Source organism: Geofilum rhodophaeum (assembly GCF_002210225.1).
GTDB lineage: Bacteria > Bacteroidota > Bacteroidia > Bacteroidales > Marinilabiliaceae > Geofilum > Geofilum rhodophaeum.
Map to the genome: position 1 here is coordinate 53,955 of NZ_MWUJ01000001.1, position 20,006 is coordinate 73,960.

Below are 20,006 nucleotides of genomic sequence, written 5' to 3' on the forward strand. Positions count from 1 at the left end.
CCCACTCATTAACAATCGATTCCACACAACATTATTAATAAAATTATCTAAAAACGGAGATTTTATATCCCAAATCAACAATCCGCTCATCTCTAATGCTATAGCTTTGATTAACTACTGGTCATAAAATTTAACAAAGTCAGACCAGCAGGAAAATCAATTCTTAACCTTTTAATTATCAGTACAATGAAAACAAAGTATTTGGGACTGATGCTGATGGCATTAACCTTGTTTCCTGCCGCCTTATGGGCTTGGCCGGGAATGGAAACTCCGACCCTGAAGGTAGAGGGGCGCTATTTGAAAGACGGCTGTGGAAACACCGTAAATCTACACGGCGTGGGCATTACCGTTTCGCCCTGGTTCAATGGCTGTATGTACGGTAACACTTCCTGCCGATGGAACAATTACGATGTGGCCGGGGCTTTAAACTACAACAAAGCGGTAATTGACCGCCTGACCAACACGAACGACGGCTGGTACATCAACTACATCAGACTGCACTTTGACCCTTACTGGACCAACACCCCTGGGCCCGCCATCGGAGAAAACGACATCTCGCGCTTCAGCTTTGACCGCCTGGTGACCTACACCGACCAGGTCATTGTCCCTTTAATTGAACACGCGCGCAACAGAGGGTGCTACGTAGTACTTCGACCTCCAGGGGTTTGTCCCGACCGCATTTCGGTCAACGACGCTTATCACCGTTACCTGCTGAGGGTATGGGGACACTTGTCGCAACACCCCGATATTAAAAATGCGGCCAATGTCATGTTTGAGGTGGCCAACGAACCCATCGAGATACTGGGAACCAACGGGGTATGGGGAAAGACCGACCAGGCACACTTTAATGCCTTAAAAAATTATTTTCAGCCGATTGTTGATCTTATTAGAAACAACGGGGCCAACAATGTTTGCTGGATACCGGGCACCGGGTGGCAATCACATTATGCAGGTTATGCCAATACCCCGATTACCGGTGGCAACATTGGTTATGCGGTACACATTTACCCGGGCTACTGGGGAGGCGCCCGAAATTACCAGTCGTTTAAACAGGGCTGGGACGCCAATGTAAAACCGGTTGCCGATATCGCTCCCATTATCATCACCGAAACCGACTGGGCACCACAATTCTATAAAGATGCCGGAGACTATATTTGGGGCATCGCCAACACGGGAGTTGCAGGAGGCAATGGTTTTGGCGCCAACCTTAAATACGTAACCGATCAATCGGGCAATGTCAGCTGGAATGTACTTGCTCCTGAGAACCTGCTTCACATGGGGGACCCCAATGGGGGAATGGCTTACGGCAATGACTGGGAAGCCTGTGCGGCCCCGGTTAAACAATGGTTTTCGCAATACGCCGGCAGCAACCTGCCCTCGACCAATTGCAACCCACCCACCGGCTGCTCAGGATCCAGCGCTTTGCCTAACGGCATATACACCATTACTGCCAGGCACAGCGAGAAAAATCTGGATGTATACGACTTCTCTTCAGAGGATGGTGGAAATATTGTGCAGTGGACCCCTTCGGACAGCGAAAACCAACAATGGGTTGTACAACGCAACAACGGATACTATACCATTCGCAGTGTATTCAGCGACAAGTGTCTGGATGTAGAAAACTGGCAGACCAACGATGGGGCCAACATACAGCAGTGGACTTGCAACGGTATGGAAGTGCAGCAGTTTTGTCTCCAGGATATGGGCAACGGCTATTTCTCTATTGTAAACCGGAACAGTGGTAAGTGCGCCGACATAACCAACATATCTACAGAAAACGGAGCCAACCTGCAACAATACGCCTGTAACGGGAACGACTGCCAGCAGTTCCTTTTCACACCGCTTACCGCCACCGCTCCGGATGAAGGCAGCTACACGCTAATAAACCGTTCCAGCGGCCAGGCCCTGGACGCCTACAATCTGGGGACTACAGAGGGCACTAATGTTGCTCAATGGCCCGCCACCGGTCAGACCAACCAACAGTGGCGACTCACAGCCACCTCCGACGGCTATTTCAGAATTTCTCCCGAACACGCTCCGGCCCTGGCTTTGGATGTAACAGAGGCCGCCGAAACCGACGGTGCCAACATTCAGCTGTGGAGTTATTGGGGCGCAGATTGCCAACAGTGGCGCTTTATTGAAGCAGAAAGCGGCTACTACCAAATTGAGGCCCGCCACAGTGGTAAAGTTCTGGAGGTAGCCGGAGCTTCCGCTGCGAACGGGGCCAATGTACAGCAATGGCCCAACAACAACCACCATTGTCAGCAATGGGCCTTACAGCGCTTAAAAAACAGCAATATATCGGCGGATAAAGCACGGAACAACAACAAACCAGGTGCCTATCAGCTGAGAAACAACCCGAGCACAAATGGGGATTTTGTGATTGAATCGGAATACATTGATCAAAACACAACAGTAGTGGTGTACGACCTCCAAGGCAGACGGGTCTTTGAAAAAGATTATGTGGAAAAATCACGCATTGAAGTAAATGCCAAGCTGCCGACAGGTGTTTACCTCGTTGCCGTGATCAATTCGAACAACAGGGCTGCGCTCAAATTACAGGTAAAATAAAAGCTAATAACCTAACCTGCATTATTCATAAATTATCTATTACGATGCCCAACTACCTGCTAAATACGGACGTCCTCAATAAAATGGATTTGAAAATAATCTATTATTCCCTGCGTCCATTTTCTTTGCGGGTGTCCATATTTATTGGTATTTGGGCATCTCATAACGACAACTTATGAATAAAGCAGGCTAATAAGAAAGAGGGTGTCACTAAAATCCAGGACACCCTCTTTGCATATATTTTCCTGTAAAAAGCGCTTACTCAAGGGCTGCATCCCCGGCACCCACCCGGTAATAATCAAAATCGACATAACCACCAGTTTCGGCCGTGGCAAAAGAAAACAGGCCAAAGCGATAGCCCATAAAGTGGGGTAAGGTGTAGCGCATAGCCAGGGTGTCGCCCAGCTCTTGCCAATCCTCCCCATCAAGACTGTAGAAAAACACGGCCTGATCGGTCATTTCGCTAAAATCACAAGCTATTTTCAAATAAACGCGCTCGCTTGTGAGCGGAAGAATTTCCTTTTCGACCGGCGCATCGTTCTCGCTGCGCACCATAATCAGGAATTTTTCACCCTTCTCCATTTTTACGCCTACATATCCATAGTGGCGCTGGAGAGCCAGGATGCCGGCAAAATCGCCATCTTTCATGCCATCCAACTCTAATGCGGTTTCTGCCGTACTTTTGGGACCAAAAGTGCGCTGAGTTAAAGTGTTTAGGGTTTGCAACACGTCCCCGTCCACGCGACCATTGGTCAGGCGTAAAAACCCGGGGCGTTGACTCAGCGACCAGTACTCCTCCTCTGGATTGTGGTTCCACTGCCAGGCCAAGGGGAATTCCCGCTCGCCGGGAGCACGCTCAAACTCATCGGAGGCCACAATACCGGCCGCATTGATGTTGGCTGTTGCAATATCCAGTGTGTCGGGCACCACGCCGTCCTTACCCAAAACGGGCCAGCCATCTTCCCATTCCATGGGAACAATGTAGGGAATGCGCCCAACGGCCCCGTAATCGCGGAACAAATAAGCATACCAGTCGCCTTCAGGCGTATCTATGATGCAGCCTTGGGCGATGCCCCTGTCCTGCAAGGCCACCCTTCCTTCATAAGGGCCGGTAATCTCATCTGCACGATGAATAACTACCGTCCGCATCCCGTTGCGGGGCCAGGTAATGTTGAAAACATAGTACTTGTCGTTATACTTAAACAACTGTGTCCCTTCGGCATGCAACATCAGATCCTCCGCGGCCACTTTGCCTGCATCGGGAATGATGACTTCATGCAAGCCTCCGGGTTTCAGCCCGGAAAGGTCAGGCTCCAATTCAACAATTTTAATATCGCCTCCATTATAAAGCATATAAACCTTGCCGTCGTCGTCGAAAAAGAGACTGTGGTCGTGCAGCATGGGTTCAAAGGAATGTCCCTTCCAGGGTTCGTTTTCCGGATCAGAGGTGGTATAGATGTGTGTTTTTCCGGAGGTTGATGAAAAAGTGGTGACATAAAACAAACCATCATGGTAGCGTATGCTTGGGGCCCAGGATCCGGCTCCATAGGCGTTGGCGCCGTCTTCCAGATTCATTTGGGAATTATCAACCAACTCGTCGTAGGCATAACTGACCAAGACCCAGTTGACCAAGTCGGTCGATTTCATAATGGGCAGACCGGGATTCATGTGCATGGTGGTGCTGGCCATATAGTAGGCGTCCCCAACGCGCACCATGGCGATATCGGGCACATCTGCGAAAATAACAGGGTTGTGTGCCTTAACACCGGAGCCTTCTTCTCCACCCGCTTTGGGCTGGGTGCAGCCGGCCAAAAAAGCCAAAGCAAGCACCCCTAAAAGATATCGTTTCATTGCTGTTGTTTTTCGGAGCCTTTTCAGGCCCGCATTATACATCAGGTATAAAAGTAAGGCGCTTTTATCAAAGCGACCTGCCCTGGCAGATAAAACCTTTACATTTTGGGATAAAATGTATCTTTACCCTTACATTTAAACAAAAAGAACAATGAAACTCATATCGTGGAATGTTAACGGCATTCGAGCCGTTGCCCAAAAGAACTTTTTTGCCGATTTTAAAGCCATGGCCCCCGATGTACTTTGCCTGCAGGAGACCAAGGCCCAGGACCATCAGGTGGCTGAAACCCTGGAGGTGTTGAAAGACCATTACCATATTTACAGCAACTCGGCCGAACGTAAAGGCTATTCGGGCACTGCCATCATCAGCAAAACAGCGCCGCTAAAGGTAAGCAGCGACATAGGCCTGGCAGAACACGACCAGGAGGGACGGGTGCTTTGTGCCGAGTACGAGGATTTTTATCTGGTAAATGTATATGTGCCCAACTCGGGCAGCGATTTAAAGCGGCTGGACTACAGACAGGGATGGGACCTGGCTTTTTTCAACTACCTCAAGGGGCTGGAGGCGCACAAACCTGTGGTGGTCTGCGGCGATTTTAATGTGGCCCATAAGGCCATTGATTTGGCCCGACCCAAGGCCAATTACAACAAGGCGGCAGGTTACATGCAGGAAGAGATTGACGGTATGGATCGCTTCACCCAAGGGGGATTCAGCGACACTTTTCGCCACTTTTATCCCGACCTGACCGATCGATACAGCTGGTGGAGCTACCGTGCCGGAGCCCGGGGCAAGAATGTGGGCTGGAGAATCGATTATTTTTTGGTCACGACCCCTTTCCTAAGCAGGGTGAAAAAGGCCGACATTCTGGACCAGGTGATGGGCAGCGACCACTGCCCGGTTCTGCTGGAACTGGAGTAGCACGCGCACCTGAAAAAACAATCCCCCCTTGCTGACTGCTGTGCAGCAAGGGGGGATTTCTTTAATTATTGCAACTGCCTACAATTGCAAGGCACGCAGATAGGCTATAAAATTACCCATGGTATTGAGATCGGCTTCCTTCTCGCAGGAGGAACTCACCCAGGTTTCCAGGTACTTGGTCGGCCTGGACACCAACTCAAACTGCTTTTCCTGCTTCCTTACCAGTTCGTAATCGTCTGGGTTGTACTTAATAGCTGCTCCTATGGCAAATTGAAAAGCGGCCACATCTTCGGGATGTATGCCCCAGGTGGCAATAAAGTCATCGCCCTGGAATACCTCGGTTGCGGGATGATAATTTATACCGGTCAGAAACTGCACGGGCTGCTTGCTGAAGGCAAAAGCCTCTACCTTTGCCTCACGCATGCCTGAGAATACGGTGACCCGAACCAAAACATCTATGGTGTCGCCTTTGTAGGGAATCCCTTCCGACAACATTTCCATATAGGCGTGGTTGGCCTCTTTGCGCACGCGGGCAGTACGACGACTTACCGGGTCCAAAAACTGTTCCTTTTCGCCATCCCACAAGCGCACACCACCCATCCCCACGGTGGATCCTACTTTATATAGGTCGGCCCCCCAGCCATTCTCCTGCTGTTCAACGGTAGGATACCAGGCAGCGGCGGTGAGTTCAAGACCGGGGTTGATCTTATTGTAGGTGTCAATGGCTACTTTATGGTCGAAGTACAGGCGAAGGCCCATCCACTCATTCTCCACGGCTGGCCCGTGGTGGGCTACGTCTTTATACAAGTTCCCGCTTTCTGAGCTGATCTCTGTAACCTGCTTTTTGTCCTTGTTCCACATTAAGCTGGCGTCGGTTTTGTTTTGTGCCTGGGCCATGGTGCTCATAAGCAACACTGCTCCCAAAGCAATAATCATTTTTTTCATTGAGCTTCTCTGTTTTAAAGTTATGTAAACAAACTGTGCTAAATCCTCCTTTGCAAGCTTTAAAGATAATGGCTATTTTTGGTAATCCATAACCGCCCGAACATCTGCCGCAGCACAAACAACAAAATAACACACATCTCATGCAACGAATTCTTATGTTTACGGCCCTCGCTGGCCTGCTTTTTGGGTCGTGCAGCACCCCGGTGCACGAAGACCACAGTCACCACAACCGCGACCTGCAGCTAAGCAGCGACCGCATGACACCGGAGGTGCTCTGGTCCTTCGGCCGTTTGGGCAGTACAGCGGTCTCGCCCGACGGGCAAACGGTGCTTTATTCGGTGACTTACACCCACATCGGGGAGGACCGCTCGTATACCGACCTTTATACCGTTCCGGTTACAGGAGGAACGCCGGTGCAAATCACCAACACGGCGGTAAATGAAGCACAGGCGGACTGGCGGCCGGATGGTCGAAAAATCACCTTTTTGAGCAGTGCGTCGGGCGCGATGCAGTTGTGGGAGATGAACCCCGACGGCAGTGAGCGGCGCAGGGTGAGCGACATTGAAGAAGGCATTACCGGCTATTCGTATGCACCCGACCTCAAACACATTGCCTACAGCAAGCCGGTAAAACTCGACCAGACGGTCAACGAGCGACATCCCGACTTGCCCAAGGCCAATGCGCGCATCGAAGACGATTTGATGTACCGGCATTGGGACAGTTGGCACGACCACCATTACAGCCACCTGTTTATTGCCTCTTATTCCCCCGGAGGTGAGCTGACAGAGGGGACCGACATCATGGAGGGGGAGCGTTTTGATGCCCCCCTGAAACCTTTTGGGGGCATGGAGCAGGTTGCCTGGTCGCCCGACGGACAGGCATTGATCTACACCTGCAAAAAATTGAGCGGTCGCGACTACGCCTTTTCTACCAACTCGGATTTGTATGCCTACCAACTCAGTGACGGCAGCACCCGTAACCTTACTGAAGGGATGGCGGGCTACGATAAGAATCCGCTCTTTTCGCCCGACGGCACCCGCCTGGTTTGGGAAAGCATGGCACGCGATGGCTACGAGGCCGACAAAAACCGGCTCTTTATCATGGACTGGGAAAGTGGCGAGAAACGTGACCTTACGGTCGATTTCGACCACAATGCAGGCAGTCCGGTGTGGGACCGCGACCTGGACTACCTCTGGTTCAGCTCCAACCGCGAGGCGACCTATCAACTTCATTTGCTCGACTTAAAGAGCGGCGCCATTCATCAGGTTACCGAAGGGGTGCACAACCTGAATACCGTAGCCCATACGGGCGATGCACTGATTGCTGCAAGGGTGAGCATGAGCGAACCCGCAGATGTTTTTCGCATCGAAATAGAAACCGGCAACAACACCAATCTGAGCCGCATCAACGAAGGCTTGCTGGGACAGCTGACGATGGGTAAGGTAGAGGAGCGTTGGATAAAAACGAGCGACCGAAAAGACATGTTGGTCTGGGTCATTTACCCACCCCATTTTGACCCCAATAAAAAATACCCGGCCATCCTGTACTGCCAGGGCGGTCCCCAAAGCGGAGTGAGCCAGTTCTGGAGCTACCGATGGAATTTTCAGATGATGGCGGCCAACGACTACATTGTAATTGCGCCCAACCGAAGGGGTTTGCCCGGCTTTGGCACCGCGTGGAATGAGCAGATCAGCGGGGATTACGGGGGTCTGAATATGCAGGATTATTTAAGTGCCGCGGATGCTCTGGTGGCAGAGCCCTATGTGGATGAGGAGCGACTGGGCGCTGTAGGCGCCAGCTACGGGGGCTTTTCGGTATATTGGCTGGCCGGCAACCACAACAAACGCTTCAAAGCCTTTATTTCACACTGCGGCATCTTCAACAGCGATATGATGTACACTACCACGGAGGAGATGTTCTTTGTGGACTGGGATATGGAAGGTCCTTATTGGGAGCAAGCCGACAAACGCTACGATTTTTCGCCCCACCTCTTTGTGGACCAGTGGGATACCCCCATGCTGGTGATTCACGGCGAAAAAGATTTTCGCATTCCTTACACCCAGGGCATGGGCGCCTTTAATGCAGCACGCATCCGGGACATCCCCGCCCGTTTCCTCTATTTCCCCGAAGAAAGCCATTGGGTACTGTCGGCACAGAACGGCATCCTGTGGCAAAGGGAATTTGCCGGTTGGCTGGACAAGTGGCTGAAGTAAAGCGCTCAAAAACAAGACCATCAACTTTTTGTTGTCCCGATTGTTGTCTTACTGAAACCTTTAAACAAAAACATTATGCGGACAAAAGTTTTAAGAAACGTGGCGTGGGGATTTTTACTGGCATTGATGGCTGCCTGCACCCCCACCAACGACACCGCCATTTTGGTGGAAAGGGAAAGTAATTTCAATGTAGAAGAAACCCTCGAACGCATCCAGAATGAGGCTGCGGAATTGGGTTATACCGTGCCCATCGTTCACGACATGCAGGGCAATATGGCCCGCAACGGCATTGAAGTGCTTCCTGCTCAAATCATGGAACTGTGCCACGGGAATCGGGCCTACGAAATTTTAAAGTCGGACAGCGACCGCTACAACCTCACCATGTTGCCCTGCCGGGTAGCTGTTTACGAAAAGGAGGATGGAAAGACCTATGTGTCTTGGACCAACTACGCACATTTTTCCCAGTTGGAGCACGGCGTCGGTATGGAGGTGTTTCGGCAGGTGAGCAACGATTATGAAGAAATTATGCAAGATATTGTAAAAGAATAAACGCTGTTTACAACATGAAGGTATTGTGTTTCTACGCCGACCATTTCAGTTATACCATCGGCGATAAAAATCATGAAGCAGCAGACGAAGCGGCCCTCCCGGGCCGCTTTGCTGCTTGCATTGTGGCCAAAGCCCCCAGTTACTCCATGGCACGCATTTGGGCGGCCCTTTAACTTATCCCTTCGGTCACTTGGGCTGCAAAAAGCAACCCTTCAGGAACAATAAACCCAAGTGCGCCCATCGGCCACTTATCTTTGCAACATACCAACGCATCGACCTATGTTGCACTACAGCATCAACAACAACTTTAAGGCGCTTGAAAAACACTTTCCCACCATTCAAAAATGGTTTCCGGAAGAAGGCAGCACCATATACAAAATACGCAACGAAATTAAAGTCATTGAGTTGGAAGGCCATCGCCTTTGCGTAAAAGCCTTTGCCCGGCCGCACCTGCTTAATCGCATAGTTTATGCATGGCTGCGTAAAAGCAAGGCCAAACGAAGTTTCTTAAATGCCTTCAAGCTGCAAAAACTGAACATCGATACACCTGAGCCCATAGCCTGGATCGAGTTCCGTGACCGTTTCGGGTTCATCACGCACAGCTATTACATCTCGTTGTATCAAGAACACGCCTTCACTCTGGCTGGAGTCTTTGGACAAAAAATGGCCGCCAAAGAAGAGATTCTGCGCGACTTTGCCCACTTTGCCTGGGAGCAACTCCACCTCAAAGGTGTGGAGCATCTCGATTTGGGACAGGGCAACGTACTGGTTCGCCCCCACACCGAGAAATGGCATTTCAGTCTGGTCGACATCAACCGAATGAAATTCAACAAGAAAGGCTTGCGTCAACATGGATTTTCGAACCTGCGCCGACTCAACGCCTCCCCCATCGAAATGGCCATGCTGGCCAGCTACTACGCCGAAGCCCGACAAAGCAACCCGCTTTGGGGCATTATTCAGTTGGGTTGGTACAAGCTGCGCTTCCAAAAATTCCGCCATCTAAAAAAAAGCATCACCAGCCCCCTAAAAAAATTGGCATTTGCCCGCTAAAACACTGAGGTATTAGTACGAAAGCGTTATTTTTGCGGCTTTCAACACCGTACCTATGCGCAGCATCCTGCTTCTGCTAAGCCTTCTTATACTCATGGCCCCGCTCACGGCCCAAGAAAACGACAGTCTTTTGGTGGCACGTCCCCTCGAGGGAGAAGGCATCTGGAGCTTTCTGCGCCGGCACCAGCTCGACCCCGCCACCCATCTGCAAAACTTTAAAAAACTGAATGAGGGGCGTTTCGACAACAACGGGGGACTCTATTTGCACCGCGACTACCTGATACCGGTGGTACTGAAAGAACGGAAAGAGCCCCTGTTTGGCGCCGAACACGAAACCGTTAAACCTATAGATGATCGGCTCAAAGGGGCCGTATTTTACCTGGTAAGCGGGCACGGTGGGCCCGACCCCGGGGCCATCGGGCATTACGGCGAACAAGACTTGTACGAAGACGAATACGCCTACGACATCACGCTCCGACTGGCACGTCGACTCATGGAGCACCAGGCCAAAGTCCACCTCATTGTACAGGATGCTACCCACGGTATTCGCCCCACCTCTTGGCTGGCCCCCGACCGCTCCGAAACGGTACAGGGCGAGACCATCCCCCTCGACCAGCTCGAACGCCTGCAACAGCGCGCCCGTGTCATCAACCATCTGGCCAAAAAAGAACGGGCAAACTACCAGCGGTGCATCGAAATTCACCTCGACAGTCGCAGCCAAAACAAACAACTCGATGTGTTTTTCTACCACCACGCCCGCAGCAAAAAAGGCCGACAGATGGCCGAAACTTTGCGCAACACCCTCCAGCAAAATTATCAGAAACACCAGCCACGAAGAGGTTTTTCAGGCACAGTAAGTGACCGCAATCTCTATATGCTCCGCCAAACCAATCCCGTTGCCGTATTCATTGAACTGGGGAACATCCGAAACTTTCGCGACCAGCAGCGCTTCATCTTCGAATCGAACCGACAGGCACTGGCCAACTGGCTGGCCGAAGGCATCATCAACGACTACACGCAAGGGCAGTAATCGGACTTTGATAAACCCCGGATTATTCGCATTTTTGTAGAATCATCAACAACGAAAACATTTGCTATGAAACCAACACTCTTGATACTTGCCGCCGGCATGGGAAGCCGTTATGGCGGACTCAAACAAATGGACGAACTGGGACCCGACGGCGAATCCATCATCGACTATTCGGTATTTGACGCCATCCGGGCCGGCTTTGGCAAGGTGGTCTTTGTCATCCGGGAGGACTTTGCCCAGGCTTTTAAAGACCGCTTTGAGCCACGCCTGAAAGGCAAAATAGCCACGGAATACGTGTACCAGAGTCTCGACAAAATACCCAACGGCTTCAGCATTCCCGAAGGCCGTGAAAAGCCCTGGGGAACCGGCCACGCCATGCTCATGGCTAAAGACGCCATCAGCACCCCCTTTGCCATCATCAACGCCGACGATTTTTACGGCAAGGACGCCTACGCCCAGGCCTTCGAATTTATACAGAACAGTAAGGCCGACAACGAATACGCCATGATTGGCTACGCCCTAAAAAACACCCTGAGCGAGTTCGGTACCGTATCGCGTGGCGTATGTGAGGCCGATGCCAGCGGTAACCTCACAAAAGTCACCGAACGCACCAAAATTGGCAAAGAAGGTCAAGGCATTTTCTTTTATGAAGGCGAACAGAAGGAAGAACTGACCGGCAACGAGCCCGTATCCATGAATTTCTGGATTTTCAAACCCGAATTTTTCAAGCATCTGGAAGAAGGGTTCCAAAACTTCCTGCGTGAAAAAGGGAGCGAGATGAAATCCGAATACTACTTCAACATCGCTGCCGACCAACTGGTAAAAGCCCAAAAAGCCACGGTTAAAATCATCAACACCCCCGCCAAGTGGTTCGGCGTCACCTACCAGGAAGACAAGCCCGACGTACAGGCCGCCCTCCAAAGCCTGCACGAGCAAGGCCTCTACCCCAACGGCCTTTGGAAATAAGCGGAAGCGCAGATGGCATGCCGCAAGCCCCAACTCAGGAAAGGAAGTAGTGCAAGATAGCGCCCTTCAGAAAATTTCGTAATGAACAAGTATCCATAACGCAACAAGCATCGCTCCACTCCGGAAAGGAAGTAGTGCAAGATAGCGACCTTCAGAAAACACCGTAAGTGAACAAAGGAGTGCAACGTCAAAAACATCGCTGTTTGAGCCGAAGGCGAGTTCGATGTTTTTAGTGAAACGACTGAAGTGAACAGGTGTTTTATGTCAGGCGCAAGATTGCACTACGACTACCCGAGTTTCGATGCTTGTAGTGAAGGATACGAAGTGAATAGAAATTTTATGTCAGGCGCTATTCTGCACCACGACTACCATGATAAAAAGCACAAACCTCCTTCAAACCACACGCCTCACACTTCGGCTTCCGCGCCACACAAACATAGCGCCCATGCAAAATCAACCAATGGTGCGCAATGGCCAGCAAATCCTCCGGAATGTACTTCACCAACTGCTTCTCCGTCTCCAGTGGCGTTTTGGCATCCTTAGTTAAACCCAGTCGCGCCGCCACCCGAAACACATGCGTATCCACCGCCAGGGCAGGCTTATCAAAAACCACCGAAGCAATCACGTTGGCCGTTTTCCGCCCCACCCCGGGCAATTTCTGCAAATCCTTAATGTCAGAGGGCACCTCCGAATTAAAAGTATGCACCAACATTTGCGCCATTCCCACCAAACTCTTACTCTTATTGTTGGGATAACTGCAGGAACGAATGTATTCAAAGACTTCTGAAACTTCGGTCTGAGCCAGCACTTCGGCCGTAGGGAAACGTTCAAAGAAAGGCGGCGTCAGCATATTCACCCGCTTGTCGGTACACTGTGCCGACAAAATTACAGCGACCAGCAACTCATAAGGATTATTGTAATGCAACTCGGTTTCGGCCACCGGCATATTTTCCTGAAACCAGGCAATCACCTTCTTAAAACGCTCTATTCTCCGCATCGCTTCCCTTTCTTATATGAACAACAACAAACTCATCGCCATCACCACCATGCCCCCAAACATGCCGTAAATCGAAAGGTGGTGCTCGCCGTACTCACGCGCTGCAGGCAGGAGTTCATCCAGACTGATAAATACCATAATGCCGGCTACAGAAGCAAAGATGATTCCGAAAAGCAGCGGGCCCATAAACGGCATTAAAAGCATAAAACCCACAATCGCGCCTATGGGTTCAGCCAGGCCCGACAGAAAACTGTATTTAAAAGCCTTTCGGCGACTGCCGGTAGCATAATAAATGGGAACAGAAATGGCAATCCCCTCGGGAATATTGTGAATGGCAATAGCCACCGCAATGGCAATACCCAAATTGGGGTCGGCCATAGCCGCCGTAAAAGTAGCCAGGCCCTCCGGAAAGTTGTGAATGGCAATGGCCAGGCCAGTCATCATACCCATTCGCATCAACTTCTTCTCCCGCCTTTTTTGCGCACGCTGCTCTTCCGTCATATTCTCAATCAGATTGATCTCGTGCGGGTTCTCACCCTTGGGTATAAAACGGTCGATCAGGGCAATAAGCAGCATCCCCCCAAAAAAGGCCGCCACCGTCACCCAGGTCCCAGGCTTATCCCCCATAAATTCGGTAAGCTCCTCCCGTGCCTTAAAAAAGATTTCCACAAAGGAAACATAGATCATTACTCCGGCCGAAAAACCCAGCGCCAGGGACAAAAACCGGGTATTGGTGCGCTTGGCAAAAAAAGCCATGGCACTACCAATCCCCGTCGACAAACCCGCAAAAAGGGTCAATCCAAATGCAAACCAAATCGTATTCCAATCCATCCTCGTTTCTTTTAATTCAGGGGATTTAAAAAAATCTTTTGCACCAAACCTTCAGAGAGCAAAACCTTTCGGCGACCAACCTCCAGCTCCATACTCTTATCAAAGTCGTAACATTGAATTACCTGCAAACGCTGCCCCGGATGAATGCCGTAGCGGGCAAACAAATCAAAAACTTCCGGTTCACGAATGATGATGCGTGCCACCAAATAGTTTTTCCCAGGCTCTGCCTGTTGCAGCTCCAACAAGCCGTTGGCCTCAGGCAGACTCCCGCTTTGACGGGGAATGGGCTCTCCGTGCGGATCAAAATCGGGATGGCCCAAAAAAACATCGATCCGATTCATCAACTCCTCCGAAGCGTGATGCTCCAAACGCTCGGCCTCCTCGTGCACCATTTTCAGATCCATATCCAAAACCTGCTGCAAAAACAATTCCCACAGCCTGTGCCGGCGTATGATTTTCAAAGCCAGCTCCTCTCCGGCCCCCGTAAGCTCCATCTCCCGATAAGGCGTATAAGCCACCAAGCCCCGCTCGGCCAATTTGCGGGCCATATCGGTCACCGCGGCCGAACTGATTTCAAGCCGGGCCGCCAATTGGGTACCCATCACAGCCGCTACCTGTTCATCACGCAGCAGGTAAAGCGCCTTTAAAAAATTATCTGTGGCAATAGACATATTACAGCAAACTTAAATGCAAATTTAAGTAAGCTTAAACTCAAAAACAACAACTTAGCAAAACTCTTAAGGGCACTTTCACGTTCTTTTAATATTGAGATAAAGGAGACCTCCCCAAAAAGAAGTAATTTAGCTCTTCAGATAAACTTGTTTTTATAAAAAATACGATATGCTTAAAATGAGAATTACATCGGCCCTGTTTCTGGGTCTTATGCTTTCGGCCCCTCTGGGGGCTCAATCGACTGACTCACTGGCTATTTTTACCAACCCAAGCCCCCATAAGCTGGTGAACCTGCCCGCTGATGCAGCTTTTAAAGAACATCCCAAAAACATCATACTGCTGATTGGGGATGGTATGGGACTGGCCCAGCTACATGCAGCCAAAACAGCCAACGGCGGGGCACTCAACATCACAACACTGAAACACATGGGTTTGATCGACACGCAGAGTGCCGACAATTACATCACCGACTCGGCAGCAGGAGGTACCGCACTGGCTACCGGTCAACGTGTCAACAACGGGGTCATTGCCCAGGATGCCGAAGGCCGCCCCATCAGATCCATCCTGCACCTGAGCGAAGAAAACGGCAAAGCAACAGGCCTCGTTTCCACCTCCGGCATTACCCATGCCACACCCGCTTCCTTTATTGCGCACGACATTTCACGCAACAACTACGAAGCCATTGCCGCCGACTTTCTGGAAACCGACATCGACCTGTTTATTGGAGGGGGACTGGAACACTTTACCCAAAGGGAAGACGGCAGGGACCTCAGCCGTGAGCTGGAAGACAAAGGCTATAAGGTCTTCACCTCGCTGGAAGCAGCGGGAAAAGCCAAAAATGGCCCCATGGCCATTTTTACCGCAGCAGGACACAATCCGGTTTATCCGGAACGTGGCCACATGTTGCCCATGGCCACCCAAAAGGCACTGGAGGTGCTTTCGGACCACCAAGCCGGCTTCTTCATCATGATTGAAGGCTCACAAATCGACTGGGGTGGCCACGCCAACAGCACGCCCTACATTGTACAAGAGGCGCTCGACTTTGACAGGGCAGTAGGCGCAGCACTGGAGTTTGCTGCAGCCAATGGCGAAACACTGGTCATTGTTACCGCCGATCACGAAACCGGTGGTATGACCATCAATGGCGGGAGTGACCAAGAGCTTACAGTAAACGCCAGGTACACCTCAGAAAACCACACCGCCGTAATGGTGCCCGTATTTGCTTACGGTCCCGGAGCCGAAAATTTCATGGGCGTTTATAAGAATACCGACATTTTTGAAAAGATGAAAGCCCTTTTCAAGTTTTAAGAAAACGCACCAAAATTAGAAAACGAGGCCACAGCGCCCCGTTTTTTTTGCTCCTGTTATAATCGGCCGTTGATGGGACAACTTAGCGCTTCCTGCTCATCCTCACCTGGCGCAAAAACGTCCTTCCTGTTGATTTTGAAATAGGCTGTTAAATCGCGTAACTGTCGGGCCCTACTCTCCAGGTGCTGCGCCGTTGCCGACAACTCCTCGCTGGAACCGGCCGACTGCTGAGTAAGCGTATTCAACTCCTGCAAGGCCATGTTAACCTGATTGCTGCCGTTGCTTTGCTCTATGCCTGCCGCAGCAATTTCCGATAAATATTCAGCGGTTTTCCCCACCTGGGGCACCAACTCCTGGAGGCGTTCCATAGACGACTGAGTAAGTTCCAAGCCCTCCTTTACAGCCTTCATAATCTCATCCGCAGCCTCCTTACTTTTGTCGGCCAACTTTCTCACCTCACCGGCCACCACGGCAAAGCCTTTACCATGCTCCCCTGCCCTGGCAGCCTCAACCGAAGCATTCAAGGCCAAAATATTCGTTTGGAAAACGATGTCGCTGATTACAGCAATACGCTGAGCTATCAGAGTATTGGCCTCAAAAGCCTTCACCGAGCGAACATTCACCTCCTCCATATCTGTCAACGCCTGCTCCGAGACCTGGCGTGTTGCATTGGCATGAGCACTGTTTTGCTCAACAGAAGCATTCATCTCTTCCATAGTAGAGCTGATCTCTTCCAAGGAGGAAGCCTGCTCATTGGCCCCTTCACTCAAGGTCTGAGAAGCGCGACTCAACTCACGACTAACCTGCTCAAAATTCACGGCCTCCATATTCATAAACCCAATCAGTTCTTCAAGCTTGGCCTTCATTCGTGACAAAGCTCCTGCCAACTGGCCCAATTCATCGTTTTGAGTCACTTCAATTTCCACCGTCAGATCACCGTCGGCAATGTGTTCGGCAAGCCGGATGGATGCCTGCAAGGCCTTACGGATGTTTCGGGTCATCACCACCGATATCATAACCACAAAAACAATCACCAACACGCCCAATACCAGCGTCAGTAAAGCCACCCGTTCCTTCAAATCACTGCTCTGCACCTGCAGCACAGCAATTTCTTCCTCCAACAAAGTCTCTGCCCGATGCAACAAAGTAGTCATCTGCGACATATTGGTCTCCACCTCCTGCTGATACACCTCAGCCATACGCGCCGAAGAAGTCCCCTCCCCCAGCAATACCGCTATACTATCGGCAGCAGCATGCAAACGCACATGAGGCTGCTCCATAGCCGCCATCAAAGGCTTTAAATCAGGCAACAGCGTCTCCATCTCCCCGCGCTCTGCGCTGTAAAACATTTGCCCAAACCGGCACTGCCGCGGATCGTGCTCCAGATCCCTGGTGTCCGAAGCTCCGGTAATCAAAATCCCCCCCAGCGTATTCACCCATTCCAGGTGATCGATGTGCCGATTATTGAGCCCCTGAAGACGATCCATATAATAGTCGATGGTCTGGCTGTTTGCATTAATCCGGTACAGGACACTTAAGTTGTAGCCGGCATAAACCAATACACCGGTAATAATAACCCCGAAGCCCATGACCAATTTATAGCCAAACTTCCAATTCTTAAATTGTAAGTAGTTGTACATAAATCCTTATACCTAGAAGAAAAACAATTTGGGTGTGGGCAGTCGTTAAACAGAAAATGCGCCCGGGAGCAGGTACTACAAAGATAGCAGGAAGTTAAGCACCGTCCGCCTGTTTAATAATTTTTAGCATTCGATAAACACGCAAGATATTCGCCCAACAGTTCTTATCTTTACAGACAAAACACCTTGATTATGCAGTGGAGCCGGCAGCAACTTTCCATTCTGGCCATAGTGGCCATCACCTCTTTTATGGGGACCTTCCTCATCTCCTCCATCAACATAGCACTTCCGGCCATTGAAGCAGAATTTTCGATGCATGCGGTGGCCTTGAGCTGGATTGTTACCGGTTTTTTGCTGACCACCGCCATTTTGCTTTTACCTATGGGACGGATTGCCGATTTAAGCGGCGTTCGCAGGGTGTTTAAATCGGGGCTCGTCTTGTTTACCTTATCGTCGCTGCTTTGTGCCTATGCGCCCAATGGAAACTGGCTCATCGCCTTCAGACTGCTTCAGGGAATGGGGGCAGCGCTCACCAGCACCACAGGGACCGCCATTTTGGTAACGGCCTTTCCACCCCAACAAAAGGGTCGGGTGCTGGGCATTTCGGTGGCTGCGGTTTACATCGGACTGGCCACCGGTCCCTTTATTGGCGGTTATCTCACCCAGCTTTTGGGTTGGCGTTCAATCTTCCTGACTTCAACCCTACTGGGCCTTTTGGTGATTGTCGTTACCTGGCGCTATTTGGGGAAGGATGCGGCAACAGCACCCGGCATCTTGCGCAAACTAAGATTGAAAGGAAGCCTTTTTTATATCGCTGGACTCACGGCACTGGTTTACGGGTCCTCCCGCATTCCGGAGCTTTTGGGTTGGCTTTTGATGCTGCTGGGTGCGGTAGGCTTGCTGCTTTTCTGGCGCAGCGAAGCGCGGTCCGACTTCCCCATCTTCCATACCCGGCTCTTTACCCACAACCGTCTTTTTGCCTACTCCAATTTCGCCGCCCTCATCAATTACAGCTCCACCTTTGCCATTGTGTTTTTGTTGAGTCTATACCTGCAAAAAATTCAGGGACTTAGTCCACAAACCGCAGGCAGCATTCTGGTGGCCCAACCGGCCATGATGGCCTTGTTTTCGCCCATAGCTGGCCGCCTCTCCGAGCGCATACAACCCCGTTACCTGGCCACCCTGGGTATGAGTATGTGTACGGTGGGACTGGCTGCCTTTGCCTTTTTGCAAGCCCAAACACCCCTACCGATCATTGTGGGCATTTTGCTGTGGGTGGGACTGGGTTTTGCGCTGTTTTCATCGCCCAACATGAACACCATCATGAGCTCGGTCGACCGCAGCGCTTACGCCCAGGCATCGGGCACGGCAGCGACCATGCGGGTGGTGGGACAAATTACGTCGATGACCATTGCAACCTTCTTTTTTGCCCTCCTTTTGGGGAAAACCCAAATGGAAGCGGCTGATCCCAAACTGTTTCTGCAGGCCCAACGCCAGGCCTTTCTGGTATTTGCCGCACTGGGACTGGCAGGCATCTACTTTTCGTGGTGGCGGGGACGCCTCGACCGCCAGTAATTGGAGAGGTTGAGCACCACGAGCGAAGAAGCAATAATGAGCATCCCGGTGACCGAAATCCAGTCGGGCTGCTCCTCAGCAATGAGCACCCAGCTCAAAATGGCGCCGGAAACAGGAATCAAAAACTTCCAGACATTCAACTCCGACACCTTAACCCCGGGACGTTTTATCAAGGAAAACCAGATGGTGAAAGCGGCGGCAGAAAGAAAACTCAACCAGCCCAGGGCCAGGTAATAATCCCTGGGGAAAGGACCACTGGCCAGACCCTCTACCGGTAGGGATACCAAAAAGAGGGCCAAACCGCCAATCATGAGACTGCCCCCGCTGAGCACCCAGGCCGGCATGCCCTTCGAGCGTTTCACAATCAACACATTGGAGAATCCCGAAAAAAGGTTGTTCATGATAAGAAAAAGAATGCCCAGCCACTCGTATTCCCCCCGCACTTCCGATTTGCTGCGGCCCAGGGTGATGACGACGATGCCCAGCACCCCAATAGCAATACTGAACATCTTCCAGAAAGTCATTCGGTCGTTCGACAGACTAAAATGGGCCACCACCGCAATGAACAGGGGCGAGGCCCCTATCAGCATGGCACCCAGCGCACTGGGCACCAAATCAAGCCCCATATAAAAAAAGGCATACTGCAAAAAGATCTGCAGCAGGGCAATGAGCAAAACAAAGACCGGCTGTTTCTTAATTTCACGCAAAAAGACCCGCGGCTTCCCAAAGAACACAAGCAACAAAAGTCCGGAAATAAAGAAACGAAGTCCGGCAAACTGGAGGGGACTGTGGTATTCCAAACCAATCTTGACGCCCACAAAGGCGGTGGACCACAACCAACTGGCAAAGATGGCCAGGAAGGTGGTGCTCTTTAAAATTTTAAGCATGC

General features: G+C 51.0%; 17 protein-coding genes. 10 read left to right on the forward strand and 7 right to left on the reverse strand.

What is annotated here, in order from left to right:
* Positions 1-186: 186 nt before the first annotated feature.
* Positions 187-2,571, forward strand: a complete 2,385-nt coding sequence (locus B4W65_RS00205) for an RICIN domain-containing protein (protein WP_088653095.1) — start codon at positions 187-189, stop codon at positions 2,569-2,571.
* Positions 2,572-2,829: 258 nt separating this feature from the next.
* Here the strand turns inward: B4W65_RS00205 and B4W65_RS00210 are convergent, their stop codons facing one another.
* Positions 2,830-4,422 (reverse strand): glycoside hydrolase family 43 protein, encoded by a 1,593-nt coding sequence (locus B4W65_RS00210; protein ID WP_088653096.1) that lies wholly within the window; start codon positions 4,420-4,422, stop codon positions 2,830-2,832.
* A 151-nt stretch (positions 4,423-4,573) separates the two neighbouring features.
* Between B4W65_RS00210 and B4W65_RS00215 the strand changes: the two genes are divergently transcribed.
* Positions 4,574-5,341, forward strand: coding sequence for an exodeoxyribonuclease III (locus B4W65_RS00215; RefSeq protein WP_088653097.1), 768 nt, complete (start codon positions 4,574-4,576; stop codon positions 5,339-5,341).
* A 78-nt stretch (positions 5,342-5,419) separates the two neighbouring features.
* Here the strand turns inward: B4W65_RS00215 and B4W65_RS00220 are convergent, their stop codons facing one another.
* Positions 5,420-6,286 (reverse strand): DUF4861 family protein, encoded by an 867-nt coding sequence (locus B4W65_RS00220; RefSeq protein WP_088653098.1) that lies wholly within the window; start codon positions 6,284-6,286, stop codon positions 5,420-5,422.
* Positions 6,287-6,426: 140 nt separating this feature from the next.
* Here B4W65_RS00220 and B4W65_RS00225 point away from each other — a divergent pair, with 140 nt between their 5' ends.
* From B4W65_RS00225 to B4W65_RS00245, 6 genes are all read left to right on the forward strand, one after another.
* The gene (locus B4W65_RS00225) at positions 6,427-8,499 is read left to right on the forward strand and encodes a S9 family peptidase (protein WP_088653099.1); all 2,073 of its coding nucleotides are present in this window, start codon (positions 6,427-6,429) and stop codon (positions 8,497-8,499) included.
* Positions 8,500-8,574: 75 nt separating this feature from the next.
* Positions 8,575-9,048 carry a DUF302 domain-containing protein gene (locus B4W65_RS00230; RefSeq protein WP_088653100.1) on the forward strand — a complete coding sequence of 158 codons (474 nt, stop codon included), beginning with the start codon at positions 8,575-8,577 and terminating at the stop codon, positions 9,046-9,048.
* A 14-nt stretch (positions 9,049-9,062) separates the two neighbouring features.
* Positions 9,063-9,221, forward strand: coding sequence for a hypothetical protein (locus B4W65_RS17260; RefSeq protein ID WP_158522737.1), 159 nt, complete (start codon positions 9,063-9,065; stop codon positions 9,219-9,221).
* Between the two features lie 106 nt (positions 9,222-9,327).
* On the forward strand, positions 9,328-10,098 hold the full coding sequence (locus B4W65_RS00235) for a lipopolysaccharide kinase InaA family protein (RefSeq protein WP_088653101.1): 771 nt from the start codon (positions 9,328-9,330) through the stop codon (positions 10,096-10,098).
* A gap of 55 nt (positions 10,099-10,153) precedes the next feature.
* Positions 10,154-11,128 carry an N-acetylmuramoyl-L-alanine amidase family protein gene (locus tag B4W65_RS00240; protein WP_088653102.1) on the forward strand — a complete coding sequence of 325 codons (975 nt, stop codon included), beginning with the start codon at positions 10,154-10,156 and terminating at the stop codon, positions 11,126-11,128.
* 66 nt (positions 11,129-11,194) lie between these two features.
* A complete protein-coding gene (locus B4W65_RS00245) occupies positions 11,195-12,094 on the forward strand; it encodes a nucleotidyltransferase family protein (protein WP_088653103.1) in 900 nt (299 codons plus the stop codon).
* A 349-nt stretch (positions 12,095-12,443) separates the two neighbouring features.
* Here the strand turns inward: B4W65_RS00245 and nth are convergent, their stop codons facing one another.
* The 3 genes from nth to B4W65_RS00260 are packed head-to-tail and all read right to left on the reverse strand — an operon-like array spanning position 12,444 to position 14,593.
* On the reverse strand, positions 12,444-13,091 hold the full coding sequence (gene nth, locus B4W65_RS00250; protein WP_088653104.1) for an endonuclease III: 648 nt from the start codon (positions 13,089-13,091) through the stop codon (positions 12,444-12,446).
* A gap of 12 nt (positions 13,092-13,103) precedes the next feature.
* A complete protein-coding gene (gene zupT / locus B4W65_RS00255; RefSeq protein ID WP_088653105.1) occupies positions 13,104-13,922 on the reverse strand; it encodes a zinc transporter ZupT in 819 nt (272 codons plus the stop codon).
* 11 nt (positions 13,923-13,933) lie between these two features.
* Entirely contained in the window at positions 13,934-14,593 is a 660-nt protein-coding gene (locus B4W65_RS00260) for a metal-dependent transcriptional regulator (RefSeq protein WP_088653106.1), read from the reverse strand.
* A 169-nt stretch (positions 14,594-14,762) separates the two neighbouring features.
* Between B4W65_RS00260 and B4W65_RS00265 the strand changes: the two genes are divergently transcribed.
* Positions 14,763-15,902, forward strand: coding sequence for an alkaline phosphatase (locus B4W65_RS00265; protein WP_088653107.1), 1,140 nt, complete (start codon positions 14,763-14,765; stop codon positions 15,900-15,902).
* Positions 15,903-15,958: 56 nt separating this feature from the next.
* Here B4W65_RS00265 and B4W65_RS00270 read toward each other — a convergent pair whose 3' ends face one another.
* Positions 15,959-17,542 (reverse strand): methyl-accepting chemotaxis protein, encoded by a 1,584-nt coding sequence (locus tag B4W65_RS00270; RefSeq protein ID WP_088653108.1) that lies wholly within the window; start codon positions 17,540-17,542, stop codon positions 15,959-15,961.
* Between the two features lie 192 nt (positions 17,543-17,734).
* Here B4W65_RS00270 and B4W65_RS00275 point away from each other — a divergent pair, with 192 nt between their 5' ends.
* Positions 17,735-19,117, forward strand: coding sequence for an MFS transporter (locus B4W65_RS00275; protein WP_088653109.1), 1,383 nt, complete (start codon positions 17,735-17,737; stop codon positions 19,115-19,117).
* Here B4W65_RS00275 and B4W65_RS00280 read toward each other — a convergent pair.
* Positions 19,078-20,004: a DMT family transporter gene (locus B4W65_RS00280; RefSeq protein ID WP_088653110.1), complete on the reverse strand. Its 927-nt coding sequence runs from the start codon at positions 20,002-20,004 to the stop codon at positions 19,078-19,080. The genes B4W65_RS00275 and B4W65_RS00280 overlap by 40 nt on opposite strands.
* Between the last annotated feature and the right edge of the window lie 2 nt (positions 20,005-20,006).

Coding starts and splice junctions, on each gene's coding strand:
- B4W65_RS00205 (WP_088653095.1), top strand. CDS start 187: ATGAAAACAAAGTATTTGGGACTGATGCTGATGGCATTAACCTTGTTT.
- B4W65_RS00210 (WP_088653096.1), bottom strand. CDS start 4,422: ATGAAACGATATCTTTTAGGGGTGCTTGCTTTGGCTTTTTTGGCCGGC.
- B4W65_RS00215 (WP_088653097.1), top strand. CDS start 4,574: ATGAAACTCATATCGTGGAATGTTAACGGCATTCGAGCCGTTGCCCAA.
- B4W65_RS00220 (WP_088653098.1), bottom strand. CDS start 6,286: ATGAAAAAAATGATTATTGCTTTGGGAGCAGTGTTGCTTATGAGCACC.
- B4W65_RS00225 (WP_088653099.1), top strand. CDS start 6,427: ATGCAACGAATTCTTATGTTTACGGCCCTCGCTGGCCTGCTTTTTGGG.
- B4W65_RS00230 (WP_088653100.1), top strand. CDS start 8,575: ATGCGGACAAAAGTTTTAAGAAACGTGGCGTGGGGATTTTTACTGGCA.
- B4W65_RS17260 (WP_158522737.1), top strand. CDS start 9,063: ATGAAGGTATTGTGTTTCTACGCCGACCATTTCAGTTATACCATCGGC.
- B4W65_RS00235 (WP_088653101.1), top strand. CDS start 9,328: ATGTTGCACTACAGCATCAACAACAACTTTAAGGCGCTTGAAAAACAC.
- B4W65_RS00240 (WP_088653102.1), top strand. CDS start 10,154: ATGCGCAGCATCCTGCTTCTGCTAAGCCTTCTTATACTCATGGCCCCG.
- B4W65_RS00245 (WP_088653103.1), top strand. CDS start 11,195: ATGAAACCAACACTCTTGATACTTGCCGCCGGCATGGGAAGCCGTTAT.
- nth (WP_088653104.1), bottom strand. CDS start 13,091: ATGCGGAGAATAGAGCGTTTTAAGAAGGTGATTGCCTGGTTTCAGGAA.
- zupT (WP_088653105.1), bottom strand. CDS start 13,922: ATGGATTGGAATACGATTTGGTTTGCATTTGGATTGACCCTTTTTGCG.
- B4W65_RS00260 (WP_088653106.1), bottom strand. CDS start 14,593: ATGTCTATTGCCACAGATAATTTTTTAAAGGCGCTTTACCTGCTGCGT.
- B4W65_RS00265 (WP_088653107.1), top strand. CDS start 14,763: ATGCTTAAAATGAGAATTACATCGGCCCTGTTTCTGGGTCTTATGCTT.
- B4W65_RS00270 (WP_088653108.1), bottom strand. CDS start 17,542: ATGTACAACTACTTACAATTTAAGAATTGGAAGTTTGGCTATAAATTG.
- B4W65_RS00275 (WP_088653109.1), top strand. CDS start 17,735: ATGCAGTGGAGCCGGCAGCAACTTTCCATTCTGGCCATAGTGGCCATC.
- B4W65_RS00280 (WP_088653110.1), bottom strand. CDS start 20,004: ATGCTTAAAATTTTAAAGAGCACCACCTTCCTGGCCATCTTTGCCAGT.